The organism is Streptomyces sp. NPDC031379 (assembly GCF_055569615.1).
The window spans coordinates 82868-98516 of sequence record NZ_JBVIIT010000011.1 but is presented as its reverse complement, the minus strand read 5'-3'; the positions used below and the strand labels follow the sequence as shown (position 1 = coordinate 98516).

General features: G+C 71.5%; 15 protein-coding genes. 7 read left to right on the top strand and 8 right to left on the bottom strand.

The genetic code is table 11. From position 1 onward, the window contains the following. Positions 1–39: 39 nt before the first annotated feature. On the bottom strand, positions 40–1761 hold the full coding sequence (leuA, locus tag ACZ5CW_RS17840) for a 2-isopropylmalate synthase (protein WP_468602236.1): 1722 nt from the start codon (positions 1759–1761) through the stop codon (positions 40–42). 361 nt (positions 1762–2122) lie between these two features. Between leuA and ACZ5CW_RS17835 the strand changes: the two genes are divergently transcribed. Further along, entirely contained in the window at positions 2123–3193 is a 1071-nt protein-coding gene (locus tag ACZ5CW_RS17835) for a M4 family metallopeptidase (RefSeq protein ID WP_468602234.1), read from the top strand. A 21-nt stretch (positions 3194–3214) separates the two neighbouring features. Then, positions 3215–3481 (top strand): protealysin inhibitor emfourin, encoded by a 267-nt coding sequence (locus ACZ5CW_RS17830; protein ID WP_468602232.1) that lies wholly within the window; start codon positions 3215–3217, stop codon positions 3479–3481. Between the two features lie 38 nt (positions 3482–3519). On the opposite strand, the gene ACZ5CW_RS17825 is transcribed toward ACZ5CW_RS17830, so the two are convergent. Beyond that, complete coding sequence (locus ACZ5CW_RS17825; protein WP_468602230.1) at positions 3520–4071, bottom strand: GNAT family N-acetyltransferase; 552 nt, start codon at positions 4069–4071, stop codon at positions 3520–3522. An 83-nt stretch (positions 4072–4154) separates the two neighbouring features. On the opposite strand from ACZ5CW_RS17825, the gene ACZ5CW_RS17820 reads away from it, so the two are divergent. Together ACZ5CW_RS17820 and ACZ5CW_RS17815 are read left to right on the top strand one after the other, a co-directional pair. Next, positions 4155–5468 carry a GH1 family beta-glucosidase gene (locus tag ACZ5CW_RS17820; protein WP_468602228.1) on the top strand — a complete coding sequence of 438 codons (1314 nt, stop codon included), beginning with the start codon at positions 4155–4157 and terminating at the stop codon, positions 5466–5468. Further along, positions 5465–6718 carry an MFS transporter gene (locus ACZ5CW_RS17815; RefSeq protein WP_468602226.1) on the top strand — a complete coding sequence of 418 codons (1254 nt, stop codon included), beginning with the start codon at positions 5465–5467 and terminating at the stop codon, positions 6716–6718. Before ACZ5CW_RS17820 ends, ACZ5CW_RS17815 begins: the two co-directional genes overlap by 4 nt. Positions 6719–6736: 18 nt before the next feature. Here ACZ5CW_RS17815 and era read toward each other — a convergent pair whose 3' ends face one another. Then, entirely contained in the window at positions 6737–7690 is a 954-nt protein-coding gene (era, locus tag ACZ5CW_RS17810) for a GTPase Era (RefSeq protein WP_468602224.1), read from the bottom strand. Positions 7691–7864: 174 nt separating this feature from the next. Here era and ACZ5CW_RS17805 point away from each other — a divergent pair, with 174 nt between their 5' ends. After that, positions 7865–9175, top strand: a complete 1311-nt coding sequence (locus tag ACZ5CW_RS17805) for an ammonium transporter (protein ID WP_468602222.1) — start codon at positions 7865–7867, stop codon at positions 9173–9175. After that, the gene (locus ACZ5CW_RS17800) at positions 9172–9510 is read left to right on the top strand and encodes a P-II family nitrogen regulator (RefSeq protein WP_468602219.1); all 339 of its coding nucleotides are present in this window, start codon (positions 9172–9174) and stop codon (positions 9508–9510) included. The genes ACZ5CW_RS17805 and ACZ5CW_RS17800 overlap by 4 nt, the downstream gene beginning before the upstream one ends. On the opposite strand, the gene ACZ5CW_RS17795 is transcribed toward ACZ5CW_RS17800, so the two are convergent. The 5 genes from ACZ5CW_RS17795 to ACZ5CW_RS17775 all read right to left on the bottom strand — a co-directional run bounded on the left by ACZ5CW_RS17795 (position 9404) and on the right by ACZ5CW_RS17775 (position 13956). Beyond that, positions 9404–10423 (bottom strand): DUF916 domain-containing protein, encoded by a 1020-nt coding sequence (locus ACZ5CW_RS17795; protein WP_468602217.1) that lies wholly within the window; start codon positions 10421–10423, stop codon positions 9404–9406. The genes ACZ5CW_RS17800 and ACZ5CW_RS17795 overlap by 107 nt on opposite strands. A gap of 99 nt (positions 10424–10522) precedes the next feature. Then, positions 10523–11851, bottom strand: coding sequence for a beta-xylosidase (locus ACZ5CW_RS17790; RefSeq protein ID WP_468602215.1), 1329 nt, complete (start codon positions 11849–11851; stop codon positions 10523–10525). A 152-nt stretch (positions 11852–12003) separates the two neighbouring features. Continuing rightward, positions 12004–12480: a hypothetical protein gene (locus tag ACZ5CW_RS17785; RefSeq protein ID WP_468602213.1), complete on the bottom strand. Its 477-nt coding sequence runs from the start codon at positions 12478–12480 to the stop codon at positions 12004–12006. Positions 12481–12752: 272 nt separating this feature from the next. Next, the gene (locus ACZ5CW_RS17780) at positions 12753–13106 is read right to left on the bottom strand and encodes a cytidine deaminase (RefSeq protein WP_468602211.1); all 354 of its coding nucleotides are present in this window, start codon (positions 13104–13106) and stop codon (positions 12753–12755) included. Between the two features lie 28 nt (positions 13107–13134). Beyond that, a complete protein-coding gene (locus tag ACZ5CW_RS17775) occupies positions 13135–13956 on the bottom strand; it encodes a helix-turn-helix transcriptional regulator (protein ID WP_468602569.1) in 822 nt (273 codons plus the stop codon). A gap of 148 nt (positions 13957–14104) precedes the next feature. Between ACZ5CW_RS17775 and ACZ5CW_RS17770 the strand changes: the two genes are divergently transcribed. Further along, positions 14105–15526 carry an MFS transporter gene (locus ACZ5CW_RS17770; RefSeq protein ID WP_468602209.1) on the top strand — a complete coding sequence of 474 codons (1422 nt, stop codon included), beginning with the start codon at positions 14105–14107 and terminating at the stop codon, positions 15524–15526. Positions 15527–15649: the final 123 nt, after the last annotated feature.

Here is a 15649-nt window from a genome sequence, read left to right as displayed (position 1 = left end):
GGACAACGGTCAGGGCCTCGAAATCGCCGGTCAGAGGCGTCAGCGGGCGGCGCGGTTCACCGCGGAGACGACCGCCTTCAGCGACGCACGCGTCGTGTTCGCGTCGATGCCGATCCCCCAGAGAACCTTGCCGTCGATCGCGCATTCGATGTAGGAGGCGGCCTGCGCGGAGGCGCCCTCGCTCATCGTGTGCTCCTGGTAGTCCAGCAGGCGTACGTCGATGCCGATGGACTGCAGGGCGTCGAAGAAGGCCGAGATCGGACCGTTGCCGGAACCGGACAGGATCCGGTCCTCGCCGTCGACCGTGGCCTCGACGGTGAGGACGTCCACGCCGTCGGTGTCGGTGGTCGACTGCCCGGTCCTGACCTGGATGCGGCCCCAGGGGTTGTCGGGGTTGGGCAGGTACTCGTCCTGGAAGACCGACCAGATGGCGCCGCCGGTGACCTCGCCGCCCTCGGCGTCCGTCTTCGCCTGGATGATCTTCGAGAACTCGATCTGCATCCGGCGGGGCAGGTCCAGCTTGTGGTCGTTCTTCAGGACGTACGCGACACCGCCCTTGCCGGACTGCGAGTTGACCCGGATGACCGCCTCGTAGGAGCGGCCGACGTCCTTCGGGTCGATCGGCAGGTACGGGACCGCCCACTCGATGTCGTCGACGGTGACGCCCTTGGCCTTGGCGTCGGCCTCCATGGCGTCGAAGCCCTTCTTGATGGCGTCCTGGTGGGAGCCGGAGAAGGACGTGTAGACCAGGTCGCCCACGTACGGGTGGCGCGGGTGGACCTCCATCTGGTTGCAGTACTCCCACGTACGACGGATCTCGTCGATGTCGGAGAAGTCGATCTGCGGGTCGACGCCCTGGGAGAACAGGTTCATGCCCAGGGTGACCAGGTCGACGTTGCCGGTGCGCTCGCCCTGCCCGAACAGGCAGCCCTCGACGCGGTCGGCTCCGGCCATCAGCGCCAGCTCGGCGGCGGCGACGGCCGTACCGCGGTCGTTGTGCGGGTGGACGGAGATGCAGACGTGCTCACGGCGGGAGATGTTGCGGCTCATCCACTCGAAGCGGTCCGCGTGCGTCGACGGGGTCGAACGCTCCACCGTGGCGGGCAGGTTGAGGATGATCTCGCGACCCGGGCCCGGCTGGTAGACGTCCATGACCGCCTCGCAGACCTCCAGCGCGAAGTCCAGCTCGGTGTCGGTGAAGATCTCCGGGCTGTACTGGTAGCCGAACTCGGTCTCCGGGCCCAGCAGCTTCTCGGCGTACTCCATCACCAGGCGGGTGCCGTCGACGGCGATCTGCTTGATGTCGTCCTTGGAGCCGCGGAAGACGACCCGGCGGAAGACCGGGGCGGTGGCGTTGTACAGGTGGACGGTGGCCCGGCGGGCGCCCTTCAGGGACTCCACGGTCCGCTCGATCAGGTCCTCGCGGGCCTGGGTCAGGACGGAGATCGTCACGTCCTCGGGGATCGCGCCCTCTTCCTCGATGATCGAGCGCACGAAGTCGAAGTCGGTCTGGCCGGAGGCGGGGAAGCCGACCTCGATCTCCTTGTAGCCCATCTTGACCAGCTGGTCGAACATCCGGCGCTTGCGCTCGGGCGACATCGGGTCGATCAGGGCCTGGTTGCCGTCACGCAGGTCGGTGGAGAGCCAGCGGGGGGCGACGGTGATGCGCTGCTCCGGCCAGGTGCGGTCCGGGATGTCGACCTGCTCGTAGCGGCCGTACTTGTGGATCGGCATGGAACTGGGCTGCTGGCGGTTCGCCATGATTGCGTGGGCTCCTCGAGAAGGTCCGCAGGTCCGCGGGTCCGGTGGACGGCCGACGACGCAACGCCAAAGCTCCGCGGGGAGGGAGTCGGCCTCTGACTACAGGCCCTCGCCGCGGCAGCTAAGAAGAAGCAGCCCGAAACGCATGATGCTCCGCAGCCTAGCCGAGCCGCGCCGGGTGCGCGGGCCTGTATCAGTATGCGAAACCGAGACCGCAAATGGGACAAAAAGTGCGCTACGCCACTCCCCTGCACACAGCCATACCATCGAGTGACACAGAGCGATGACGAATGTCCGCGTATTTCACCAATCATGGTTGCTGCTAGTGACATCTCCGTCACACAGTGCAAGGGTGCCGGGCATGACGACCAACGGGGGCTCTGTGCCCGTCTTCTGCACGATCGTGCCGCCCCACGTCCTCGACAAGCTCGCCCGCTCCGAGGACTCCGCGCTCTCCGCACCGGCTCGCCGGTCGCTGGAACACGACGCCTACCAGCGCACCAAGCGCCGCCTGACCACGGTGATCGGCGCGCCCTCCGTCGCCGCGCCCGCCGGTGCCGCCGCCGACCAGCCGCACCGCACCATCTACGACGCCGGGCACACCCAGGACCTGCCCGGCACCGAGGTCCGCACGGAGGGCTCCGAGCCCGGCTCCGACGCCACCGTCAACCGCGCCTACGCGGGCCTGGGCGCCACCTTCGAGCTGTATCTGAAGGCGTACGGCCGGCACTCGATCGACGACAACGGCCTCCCGCTGGACGCCACCGTGCACTTCGGCGAGGGCTACGACAACGCCTTCTGGAACGGCGAGCAGATGGTGTTCGGCGACGGTGACAACGAGATCTTCCTCGACTTCACCATCCCGGTCGACGTCATCGGTCACGAGCTGACCCACGGCGTCACCCAGCACACCGCCAACCTGGCCTACTTCGGCCAGTCCGGCGCGCTGAACGAGTCGGTCTCCGACGTCTTCGGCTCGCTGATCAAGCAGTACACGCTCGGCCAGACCGCCGCCGAGGCCGACTGGCTGATCGGCGCGGGTCTCCTCGCCCCGCGCGTCACCGGCACCGCCCTGCGGTCGATGAAGGCGCCGGGCACGGCGTACGACGACGACGTCCTCGGCAAGGACCCGCAGCCGGCCCGGATGGAGGACTACGTCCACACGGGCCGCGACAACGGCGGTGTGCACATCAACTCCGGCATCCCCAACCACGCCTTCTACCTGCTCGCCACGGCCCTCGGCGGCCACTCCTGGGAGAAGGCCGGCCAGATCTGGTACGACGTGCTGACCGGCGGCAAGCTGAAGGAGGACGCCCTGTTCACCGACTTCGCCACGCTGACGGTGAAGGCGGCCCGGAAGCGGTACGGCGCCGGGGACGAACTCCAGGCCGTGCAGAAGGCGTGGGAACAGGTCGGGGTGCGGACGCTGTAGTTCCGTACTACACAGTGACCCATGCGTATTCGAGTACGGCGCACGGGCGGTTTCGCGGGCATCGAGCGCCGGGCCGAGGTGGACACCTCGGGCCGGCCCGACGCCCATGAGTTGCAGGCCCTGGCCGAACGCGTCCTCGCGTCCGGCCGGGGCAGCACGCCCACCGGCGTCCCGGACGGCTTCCACTACGAGATCACGGTCGACGGCCGTACGGTCCACGCGGCCGACCCCCGGCTCACCGAGGACGAACGTCGCCTGGTGTCCCGGGTGCTGAAGGAGGGCGCCTAGGGGGCTTCGTCCGGATCAGCCCGGGTCCGCGACGCCCCCTAGGGCCTGGCCGCCTCCCACTCCTCGCGGAGCATGCCGAACTCCACGGAGTCGTACCACTCCTCCCCCACCCGTACGGCGGCCCGGCGACGCCCCTCCTCGACGAACCCCAGGCGGCGGAAGGCCCGGACGGCGCGCTCGTTCCCGCTCCAGGTGTCCAGCTCGACCCGGTGCAGCCGGCAGGCGCCGAAGAGATGGCCGAGCAGCAGCCGCAGCGCCTCGGTGCCGTAGCCGCCGCCCCAGCGGTCGCGTTCGCCGATGGTGATGCCGGCGGTCGCCCGCCCGGCGAACGGGTCGAGCCCGCGGTAGTCGGCCATGCCGATCGGACGTCCGCCGTCCCGTTCCTCGACGGTGAACGTGGCGCCCTCCCGCGGGTCCTCGCGGAGCCGGGCCTCATGGAAGTGCTCCAGGGCCTCCCGGGTGACCGGGCCGAAGCCGGGATGGTCCGCGCTGGCCCAGCGCACCACCTCCGGGTCGTTGCGCCACCGCAGATGGAACTCCAGGTCATCGGCGCGCAGGGCGCGCAGCCTCACCAGCTTGCCTTCGATCATCCGATGATCCTATGTGCCCGTCACAACCGCCGTTTCGGGCCCGGGCGTTGACTTGCGTTACCCGGGGTAAGGATGATCCGGCCATGGCGACTGACGCGCGCGATCCGCTGCCCCGTTTCCCGGACGGCTTCCTGTGGGGTGTCTCGACCTCGGCCCATCAGATCGAGGGGGCGGCCGAGGAGCGCGAGCGTTCCGTGTGGGACGAGTTCACGGCCGAGCCGGGGCGGGTGAAGGACGGCTCGACGGCGGCGGTGGCCTGCGACCACTACCACCGCTACCCGCAGGACGTGGCCCTCCTCGCCGGCCTCGGCGTGGACGCGTACCGCTTCTCGGTCTCCTGGCCCCGGGTGAACTCCCCCGGCGGCCTGGACTTCTACGACCGTCTGGTGGACGAGCTGTGCGCGGCGGGCGTGCGCCCCGTACCCACCCTCTTCCACTGGGACCTGCCCGCCTCGCTGGACTGGCTCCGGCGGGACACGGCGGCCCGGTTCGCCGACCACGTGGCCGTGGTGGCCGAGCGCCTCGGCGACCGGGTCACGAAGTGGATCACCCTCAACGAACCCGCCGAGCACACCCTCCTCGGTCACGCGCTCGGCGCCCACGCCCCCGGCAGGCGGCTGCTCTTCGACGCCCTCCCGGTCGCCCACCACCAGCTCCTCGCCCACGGACTCGCGGTCCGGGCCCTGCGGGCGGCCGGGGCGGGGGACATCGGCATCGCGAACTCCCACGGCCCGACCTGGCCCGCCTCCGCCGAGCCGGCCGACGTGGAGGCGGCGGGCTTCTACGACCTCCTGCTCAACCGCCTGTTCGCCGAGCCCGTCATCCTGGGGCGGTACCCCGACGGCATGGGCGAGCTGATGCCCGGGGACGTGGAGTCCGACCTGTTGGTCATCGCCGAGCCGGTCGACTGGTACGGCGTCAACTACTACGCCCCGACCAGGGTCGGGGCCCCCGGGGGCGGCGAAGCCGAGTACGGCGGTCTGACACTGCCCGCCGAACTGCCCTTCTCGGTACGGGAGATCGAAGGGCGGCCGAAGACCGACTTCGGCTGGCCGGTCGTCCCGGAAGGCCTCACCGAGCTGCTGTGCGGGTTCCGTGAGCGCTACGGCGACCGGCTGCCGCCGATCGTCATCACCGAGAACGGCTGCTCCTACGACGGCATCGACGACCCGGACCGCATCGCCTACCTGGACGCCCATCTGCGCGCCCTGCACGCGGCGCTGGAGGCCGGGGTGGACGTACGCGGCTACTTCGTGTGGTCCCTGATGGACAACTTCGAGTGGGCGGAGGGCTACGCGCGCCGCTTCGGCCTGGTCCACATCGACTACGCCACCCAGCAGCGCACCCCGAAGGCGTCCTACCGCTGGTTCCGGGATGTGCTGCGGGCACAGAGATGACCGCCGGCGGCGCCTCGGCCGCCCTGGCCGAGCCCGCGGACCGGGTCGGCCGGGGCTGGACGGCCGCGCTGGCCCTGGCCAACGGGGCGATCTGGGTGGGCTGGTTCGGCCCGCTGCAGATCCTGCTCGCCTCCCAGGCGGAGGACTTCGCGCCCGGCACCGGGATGTCGAAGGAGGCGCTGCTGGCGTGGGTGACGGGTGCGGGCGCGGTGGTCTCCCTGCTCGCCAACCCCTTCTTCGGCGCCCTGTCGGACCGTACGACGGCCCGCCGGGGCCGCCGGACGCCGTGGATCGTGGCCGGGGCGGCGGGTGGCGCGCTGGCGCTGCTGCTGCTCGCGGGCGCGGGCGGGCCGTGGACGATGACGCTGGGCTGGTGTCTGGTGCAGCTCACGCTGAACGCGGCGTTCGCGGCGGTGACCGCGGCCGTGCCGGACCGGGTGCCGCGGCTCCAGCGGGGGTCGGTGGGCGGCTGGCTGGGCGCGGCGCAGATCCTGGGCGTGGTCGGCGGGACGGGCCTCGCCACGGCGGCGGGCGGGACCGGCGCCGGGTACGCGGCCTGTGCGGTGTTCACGGTGGTGGGCGTGGTGCCGTACGTCGTGCGGTACGAGGATCTGCGGCTCGCGGTGGAGGACCGGCCGCGATGGTCCTGGCGGGCCTTCCTGGCGGGCTTCCGGCTGAGCCCGCGCCGGTACCCGGACCTGGGCTGGGCGTGGCTGACCCGCTTCCTGATCAACCTCAGCAACTCTCTGGTGCTGCTGTACCTCCTCTACTACCTGCGGGACCGCCTGCACCGCTCCGACCCCGACCAGGGCGTCCTGGTCCTGACGGCGGTCAACAGCCTGACCCTGCTGGCGACGGTCGTGGCGGGCGGAGCCTGGTCCGACCGGGTGGGCCGGCGCAAGCCGTTCGTGGTGTGGTCGGGGGTGCTGATGGCGGTGGCGACGGCGGCCCTGTCCGGCTGGCAGACCTGGCCGGGCGCGATCGTGGCGGCGGCGGTCCTGGGGATCGGCTTCGGCGTGTTCACCTCGGTCGACTTCGCGCTGATGACCGACGTCCTGCCCAAGGCGCTGGACCGGGGAAAGGACCTCGGCGTGATCAACGTGGCGAACGCCCTGCCGCAGGTGGCGGCTCCGGCACTCGCCGCGCCGATCGTGACGTATCTCGGCGGCTACCGGGTGCTGTACCTGGTGGCGGCGGCGCTCGGGCTGGCGGGGGCGGTGCTGGTGGGCCGGATCCGCGGGGTGGACTGACCGGTCCGCCGCGGCCCGCTAGAAGCCGAGCCTGCGCAGCTGCTTCGGGTCCCGCTGCCAGTCCTTGGCGACCTTGACGTGCAGGTCCAGGAAGACCGGCGTGCCGAGCAGTGCCTCGATGTGCTTGCGGGACTTGATGCCGACCTCTTTGAGGCGCTTGCCCTTGGGGCCGATGATGATGCCCTTCTGGCTGGGGCGTTCGATGTAGACGTTGGCGTGGATGTCGAGGAGGGGCCGGTCCGCGGGGCGGTCCTCGCGCGGGAGCATCTCCTCCACCACCACGGCGATGGAGTGCGGCAGCTCGTCGCGGACGCCCTCCAGCGCCGCCTCGCGGATCAGTTCCGCGATCATGACCTGCTCGGGCTCGTCCGTGAGGTCGCCCTCGGGGTAGAGCGCCGGGCCCTCCGGCAGCAGCGGAACGAGCAGGTCGGCCAGCAGGCCCACCTGCTTGTCGCCGACCGCCGACACGGGCACGATCTCCGCCCACTCGAAGCCCAGTTCCTTGCCCAGCTGGTCGATGGCGATCAGCTGCTCGGCGAGGGTCTTGGAGTCGACCAGGTCGGTCTTGGTGACGACGGCGATCTTCGGGGTCTTCCGGATCCCGGCCAGCTCCTTGGCGATGAAGCGGTCTCCGGGGCCGATCTTCTCGTTCGCCGGGAGGCAGAAGCCGATCACGTCGACCTCGGCCCACGTCGTCCGTACGACGTCGTTGAGCCGCTCGCCGAGCAGCGTGCGCGGCTTGTGGAGGCCCGGGGTGTCCACCAGGATGAGCTGGGCGTCGGGACGGTGCACGATGCCGCGCACCGTGTGCCGCGTGGTCTGCGGCTGGTTCGCGGTGATCGCGACCTTCTGCCCGACCAGAGCGTTCGTGAGGGTGGACTTGCCCGCGTTGGGGCGGCCCACGAAGCAGGCGAAGCCGGCGCGGTGGACGGACTCGGCCGGCTGCTCGGATGACTGGGTACGAACGCTCATGGCGACCATTCTCCCTGATCCACGAACCCGTGCCGTACCAGCCGCGGCCACCACGTCCCCACGTGAGCCTTCGGAAACCCCCACGCAACGAAACGTCACGGAAACAACGCCGTACGCAACCGGAAACGCACACCGGTGACCCTCTGACGAGCCCCCACACCGTTGGAGACGCCCGTGACCCTCGCCGCCGCGCACGTGAACACCGGCGACACCGCCTGGCTGCTCGCCGCCACCGCCCTCGTCCTGCTGATGACCCCGGGCCTGGCCCTGTTCTACGGCGGCATGGTCCGCACGAAGAGCGTCCTCAACATGCTGATGATGAGCTTCGTCGCGATCGCACTGGTCACGGTGGTGTGGCTGGCCGCCGGCTACTCGCTGGCCTTCGGGGACGACGCCTTCGGCGGCCTCATCGGCGGCCTGGACCACGCCGGCATGAGCGGCCTCGGCCCGGACAGCGTCCACGGCTCGGTCCCGGCCCTCCTCTTCGCGACCTTCCAGCTGACCTTCGCGATCATCACGGCCGCGCTGATCAGCGGCGCGGTGGCCGACCGGACGAAATTCTCGGCCTGGCTGGTCTTCGTCCCGGTCTGGACGCTGCTCGTATACGTTCCCGTGACGCACTGGGTGTGGGGCCCGGGCGGCTGGATCCTGGACAGGCTCGGCGCCCTGGACTTCGCGGGCGGTCTCCCGGTCGAGATCACCTCCGGCGCCTCCGGCCTCGCCCTGTGCCTGGTCCTCGGGCCGCGGCTCGGCTTCAAGAAGGACGCCATGCGGCCGCACAACCTGCCCATGGTGATCCTCGGCGCCGGTCTGCTCTGGTTCGGCTGGTTCGGCTTCAACGCGGGCAGCGCGCTCGGCGCGAACGGCCTCGCCGCGGCCGCCTTCCTCAACACTCTCGCCGCCGGCTGCACCGGCCTGCTCGGCTGGCTCTTCGTCGAGCACAAGCGCGACGGCCACCCGACCACCCTGGGTGCGGTCTCCGGCGCCGTGGCCGGCCTGGTCGCGATCACCCCGTCCTGCGGCACGGTCTCCCTGCTCGGCGCCCTGGTCGTGGGCCTCGCCGCCGGTGTCGTCTGCTCCTACGCGGTGAGCTGGAAGTTCCGGCTGAACTACGACGACTCCCTCGACGTCGTCGGCGTCCACCTGGTCGGCGGCATCATCGGCACCCTGCTGATCGGCCTGTTCGCCGAGAAGGCGATGACCGGCGGCACGGAGGGCCTCTTCTACGGCGGCGGACTCGCCCCGCTGGGCAAGCAGCTCCTCGCCGTGGTGGTCGTGGCGGCGTACGCCTTCACGGTGACGTACGGCCTCGGCAAGCTGATCGACAAGGCCATGGGCTTCCGGGCGAGCGAGGAGCAGGAACACACCGGTCTGGACCTTACGGTGCACGCCGAGACGGCCTACGATCACGGAGTCCTGGGCCATGGCGCCCCGGTCTCCCACTCCGTCCTCTCCCCCGCCCAGAAGGTCAAGTCCCAGGCATGAAGCTCATCACCGCGATCGTCAAGCCGTACCGTCTGGACGAGGTCAAGACCGCCCTGCAGGAGCTGGGCGTGCACGGCCTGACCGTGACCGAGGCGAGTGGCTACGGCCGGCAGCGCGGCCACACCGAGGTGTACCGGGGCGCCGAGTACCGGGTCGACCTGGTGCCGAAGGCGCGCATCGAGGTCGTGGTGGAGGACGCGGTGGCGGAGGACGTGATCGAGGCGATCGTCAGGGCCGCGCAGACGGGGAAGATCGGGGACGGGAAGGTGTGGGCCGTTCCGGTGGAGACGGTCGTGCGGGTGCGGACCGGCGAGCGCGGCCCCGACGCGCTCTGACCAGCAGGACCCCGCTCACCAGGCCCGCGAGGGACACCAGCGCCGCGAGCAGCCAGGGCAGTGCGAGGAAGGAGGCGCTCGCCGACTCCCGGGTGCCCGTCGCGCGCACGCTCAGCGTCACGTCGGCCCGGTCCAGCTGGGGCGCCCCGCGCCAGTCCTCGGTGAGCCGCACCCGCTGTCCGGGCAGCAGCTCGGAGGGGACCCCGGTCAGGTCGCGGTCGAGCAGCGTACGCCCGAACAGCCCGCGCGCCGTCAGCCGGACCTTGGGGTCGAGGGTGACGTTCCCGGTGTTGCGCAGGGTGTAGGAGATGGTCGCCGTGCTGTCGCCGAGGCCCGGCATCGGGGGCTGGTGGTGGCTGATGCGCACGTGTTCGACGGAGAGCGCGGGGAGCGTGGGCCCGCCGACCCGCAGGTAGACCCGGGCTCCGACGGCCCGCCGCACACCGAGCGCCAGGGTGCCGCCGCCGGGATCGGTGCGCTCGTCCAGCGCGACGATCGCGCCCGGATGGTCGCCCGGCTCGGCCCCGTCGGGGACGCGCAGGGTGAAGGGCACGGTGACGGTCCTGTGGCCGGGCACGGTGACCCGTGACGTGGCGGGCTTCGCCCAGGCGCCCACCCCGCGCATCTTCTCCCCGGCCGTCCGCACGGCGAACCCGCCGTCGCGGGCGGTGTTGTAGGCGTCGGCCGCATACAGCCGGAAGGTGAGCGGTCCGCCGGTCTTGTTCTGGACGGCGACCTTGTCGGTGACCGTCTCGCCGGGGTCTGCGGAGAGGTAGAAGTAGGGGCGCGCGGCGACCTTGGAGGCGACCGGGTAGACGGACCAGCTGCCGTTGTCGGCGGCCCGCGCGGGCGTGCCGAGCACGCCGAGGAGGAGCGGGAGCAGGCTCAGGAGGAGGACGTACGGCTTGCGCATGGGTGCGGACCCCCCATGGGCTCGGGGTGGTGGCGGTCGGGCGGGTGCGGACCCCGTCCGTACGGCGCGGGCGCCCGGCCACCGGAGTGGGAGTCGGGATCAGGTGAGGGTGAGGGTCAGGACGCCGGAGTAGGAGCCGGGAGGCGTGAACGCCGGTACGTCCAGGGAGAGTCCGGCGTCGACGGTGAACTCGCCGCCGGTGACGGTGCCGTCGGGGGTCGACGCGAGGGTCGCTCCCGAGGTGCCCACGGCGCCCGCCGAACCGGCCTTGCAGGTGCTGGGGCTGCCCGGCTTGGTCACGCAGGCGGGGGTCCAGCCCAGCCTGCCCGCGTCGATCTTGGCGCCGGGACCGGTGAAGTCGGTGACCTTGCCGGTCAGGGACCAGCCCGCGGGCCCACCGCGGAAGTCCTTGACGGTCACCGTCTGCAGGGATCCGGTCGAGGCCCCGCCCTTGCCGAAGTCGACCGCCGACAACGCGACGGAGTCACCGGCCTGGGACATGGACAGCGTGCCCGCCTTGACGGTGGACGTCAGCTTCTGGCTGCCGGCCGGGACGGGCGTGGTGTCGTTGACGACGTAGGCCGCGGGGCCCGCGCCCTTGTCCGCGCTCCAGGAGCCGCCCTCGTAGGCCACGATCCCGGTCGTCGTCCTGTCGTTGACGACGAGGGAAGCGCTGAAGGCGCCCTGGGCGTTCGCGGTCACCGTGGCGGTGTCCGCGGTCTGGGTGGCCCCGGCCCGCCCGGCCAGGGTGACCGTCGCGCCCGGCGTGAAGTGGCTGCCGCTGACGGTGACCCCGGCGCCGGGGTCACCCGAGGCCGAACTCAGCGAGACGGCCCGGGTGTTGGCGGGAGTGCCGTCGGTGGCCTTGACGGTCCCCGACACCGGGGCGGGCGGGTCGGTGACCGTGCACGGGGTGTCCAGTTCCAGGATGTAGCTGGTGTGGATGTTGTAGTCGCCGGGCGAGAGGCTGATCTCGCCGGCCTTGGTGACGGTGAACGTCCCCGTCATGGAGAAGGACGGGAAGGCGGCCTTCCCCGGCACCGGCGGGTTCTTCTTCGGCCCGGCGACGGTGACGGCACCGGTCTGGGCGCCACCGAGGGTGACCTTGCCGGTCGGGGTCATGATGTCGGCCGGCAGGGCCAGGTCGGTGGGATTGCTCGCGGCGGCCGTGACCACGGTGTACGTGACGGTGACCGTGTCTCCGACCTTGGGGGTGGCGTTGTCCACCGACACGCTCGCGGTGGTGGTGCCGTCGATCGGCGGAAGACCCGAGACGGCGGGCGGGATGCAGTGCGTGGCGAAGTCCACGTTCGTACCGGCGGCACCGGCCGGGCAGGCCAGCGCGCCGCCCGCGGTGACCGCGAGAGCGGTCGCCCCGAACAGTGACGCCCAGCGCCACCGTCGGGATCTTCGGGGTGTCGAACCCATGGGGCCCCCTCCTGAGGGTTGCGGGCGCAGCGGCTCATCTGCGCCGACAGGGGGCATTGATGTGGAGCGGGGGTGAGAAGTCAATGGAGATGCCGCAGAAATCTGACGGATCATCAGTTTCTGCGGCATCCGGAACAGATCGCTCAGTTCAGTCAGTCGAAGACGAACGGGCCGGGGGACTGCGGACCGCTCGCCGTACAGGTCACGATGACCCCGAAGATCACCATCTTCAGCGAGCCGCCGTAGGCGTCCAGGCGGTCCCCGGAGGCGACGGTGCCGCTGAGCGGGCCGACGCTGACCGGGTCACCGGTGTTCATGGCCGGGTTCTTCGTCCCGCTGAACACGACGGAGCCGCCGCCCGCCTTCGCCATGGTGAGCGTGGAGGAGATCGAGTCCTTGGCCACCGCGAGCGGCGCCTTGATCGCGGAGGAGGTGAGGGTGATGGTGGCCGAGGTGCCGCTCTGGGTGGCGGTGAGCGTGGCCGCACCACCGCCGAAGATGCCGCAGCTCGCGGTGATGGTCGCCGACTGGGGAGTGACGGCGGCCGCGGTGGGCGCGAAGGCGAGTCCGGTGACCGCGAGGGCCCCGGCGATCACCGCCGCACCCGTTGCCGTGCGCTTGCCTCTCATGGGGATCCGCTTCCCTTCCCTGTGGGGGAGTGCCATGTGGGGGACGCCGACGGACGGGGAGGCCCGGACAGGCGGGTGCGGCGCGCTGCGGGCGGTGCGGATCTGACGGTCCGTCGGAACGCTGGCTCCATTGATGCGCGGGAGCACACGCCCAACAAGGTTGAATTCCAGCCGACCTTCTGTTCGGTCGGCTGCTTCCCGGCCGGACGACACGGGTGGGCGTGGTGGGCAGGCGGGGGCCGGGGGTCCAGGGGGCGGAGCCCCCTGGTGGCTCAGCCGGCGGAGACGGTGACCCGCACCGTGCCGTCCGGCGAGGCCAGCAGTACAGGCGTCCCCGCGCCCCCGAGATCGGCAACGGCCGCCAGGTCCTCGGCCGCCACCGACTCCACCTCGCTCACCACCGCCGCCGCCTCCAGGGACTTCGCCCCCGACGCCACCGCCATGGCGACCGCGGTCCGCAGAGCGCTCAGCTTCAGCGAAGCGAGTTCCACCGTCCCGGCGACATAGGTACGCCCGGTCTCGTCCCGTACGGCAGCCCCCTCGGGCACACCGTTACGGGCCCGCGCGGAACGGGCCAGGGTGACGATCTTGCGGTCCTCGGGGTCAAGCGCGTTGCTCTCGGTCATGCTCAGAGCATACGAAGCCGCGGCGGGTTCACCCCGCCACGGGGTACATGGCGCCCCGCCGCCCCTCCGGAGAGGCCAGCCACTCCAGCTTCGCCGCGGTGTTCGCCTCGTCCAGCGGCGCATGCAGCACGATCATCAGATCGGGCCGGACCGGCACCTTCATCACCGTCGACTCCACCACCAGCAGCCCGACCAGCGGATGGTCCAGCTCCTTGCGGACCTGCCCCTGGTCCTCGATGTCCCGCTCGGCCCACAGCGCCACGAACTCGGGGCTGCGCTCCGTCACCTCGGCGAGCACCGCCTGGAACCCCTCGTCGTCCGGCCGTGCCGCGCACGCGGCCCGGAACTGCGCCACGACCGTCCGCGCGTTCCGCTCCCAGCTGTTGCTGCGCGACCGGTACAGCGGGTCGACGAAGAAGTCGATGAGGCAGTTCTGGGTGATGTCCGGCCGCATACCGAGGACCAGCGCCGCCGCGTCGTTGTACAGCACGCAGTTGTAGTACAGGTCCATGATGTGCGCCGGATACGGCATCCAGGTGTCGATCAGCCGCCGCAGCCCGTCGCACATGTCCCGCCGCTCCGGCGCCACTTCGGGCGCCGGGGGGTTCAGCCCGGCCAGCAGGTACAGGTGCCGGCGTTCGGCGTCGCTGAGCCGGAGCACCCGGGCGACGGCGTCCAGGACCTGCGGGGAGACCGAGATGTCCCGTCCCTGCTCCAGCCACTGGTACCAGGAGGCGCCCACACCGGCGAGCACGGCGACCTCCTCCCGGCGCAGTCCGGGCGTACGGCGCCGGCCGCCACCGCCCGGCAGCCCGGCCTCCCCGGGGCTGACCCGGGCCCGCCGGCTCATCAGGAACTCGCGCAGCTCGTTCCGCCGATGACTCCTCGTCGCCTCCGCAGCAGGCACGTACCGCTCCTCCCCCGTCGTGTCTGGTGGTGCCACCACCACCATAAGTTCCGACTCCCCAGCATTGTTCCGGCCGCCGCAAGCTCTTGGCATGGCGATCGACACCACCACCCAACCCGCCGCCCCCGCGGGCGGACCACTCGACAACCCCCGGCTGTCGACGCGAGACAAGCTCGTCCTCTTCGTCCTGTGCGCGGCCCAGTTCATGGTCGCGCTGGACTTCTCCGTCCTGAACGTGGCCCTGCCCGAACTCGGCGACGACCTCGGCATGAGCCGGTCCGCCCTGCAGTGGGCGGTCACCGCGTTCGCGCTGCCCTCCGGCGGCTTCCTGCTCCTCTTCGGCCGCATCGGCGACCTGTACGGCCGCCGCAGGCTGTTCCTGAGCGGTCTGGCCCTGTTCGGCGTGGCCTCGCTGCTCGCGACCCTGGCCTGGGACCCGGCGTCCTTCCTCGCCGGGCGCGCCCTGCAGGGCCTCGGCGCGGCGGCGATCGTCCCGACCGGCATGTCCCTGCTGACCACCACCTTCCCGGAGGGCCCGGCCCGGGACCGCGCCCTCGGCATCTCCGGCACGCTGCTGTCGCTGGGCTTCACGGTCGGCATGGTCGCGGGCGGTGTGCTGACCGACGCGCTGGGCTGGCGCTCCACGATGGCGCTGCTCACGGTGTTCGCGCTGATCGTGCTGCCGCTGGCACCGGGCCTGCTGCCGGAGTCCCGCACCCCGGACCGCCCGCGCCTGGACGTGCCCGGCGCGGTCACCGTCACCACCGGTCTGCTCTCGCTGATCTACGCCCTCTCCACGGCGGCCGACCATGGCTTCGGCCGCACCGACGTCATCACCGCACTGATCGCCGGCCTCCTGCTGCTGACCGCGTTCACGGTCGTGGAGTCCCGCTCGGCGGCTCCCCTGGTCTCCCTGCCCATGCTGCGCCGCCGCACGGTGGCGTGGGGCAACGTGGGCGGCCTGGTCACCTTCTCGATGATGTCGACGGTCGTCTTCGTCCTGACCCTGTACCTGCAGGAGATACTGGGCCTGTCGGCCTTCGAGACCGGTCTGGTCTTCGGCTTCCAGGGCGTGCTGTCGGCCGTCGCCGGCACCCTCGCCCCGAAGGTCATCGGCCGCTTCGGTGCCCGCCGCACCCTGGTCGGCTCGCTGGCCGGCCAGGGGGCGCTGGTGGCGGCCCTGCTCCCGCTGAACGCCCACACCTGGTCGGTCTGGCTCGCCACGGCGGCCGTGTCGCTGGCGAGCATGTGCCACCTGGGCGCGATCATCTCGTACGGCCTCACCGTCACCTCCGGCGTCCCGGACGAGGAGCAGGGCCTGGCCACCGGCCTGGTGACCTCCACCCAGCAGGTCGGCATCACGGTCGGCATCCCGCTGCTGGGCGTGCTGGCCACCACCTCCGGCGACCTGCTGGCGGGCGTGCACACGGTCCTCGCCCTGGACGCGGCGATCGTCCTGGCCGCCGCCGTCCTGGTCGGCCTGGGGCTGCGCCGGAGTCAGTCCAGGGTCTGAACGATCTCGCTCCGCGGGGGGGGGGGGGAGGGACGGGGGGGGGGGGGGGTGGGGGGGGGGGGGGGGGGGGGGGGGGGGCCTCGACCCGCGACCGTTGAAAGTGGGACCCCCAACGGGACGAGT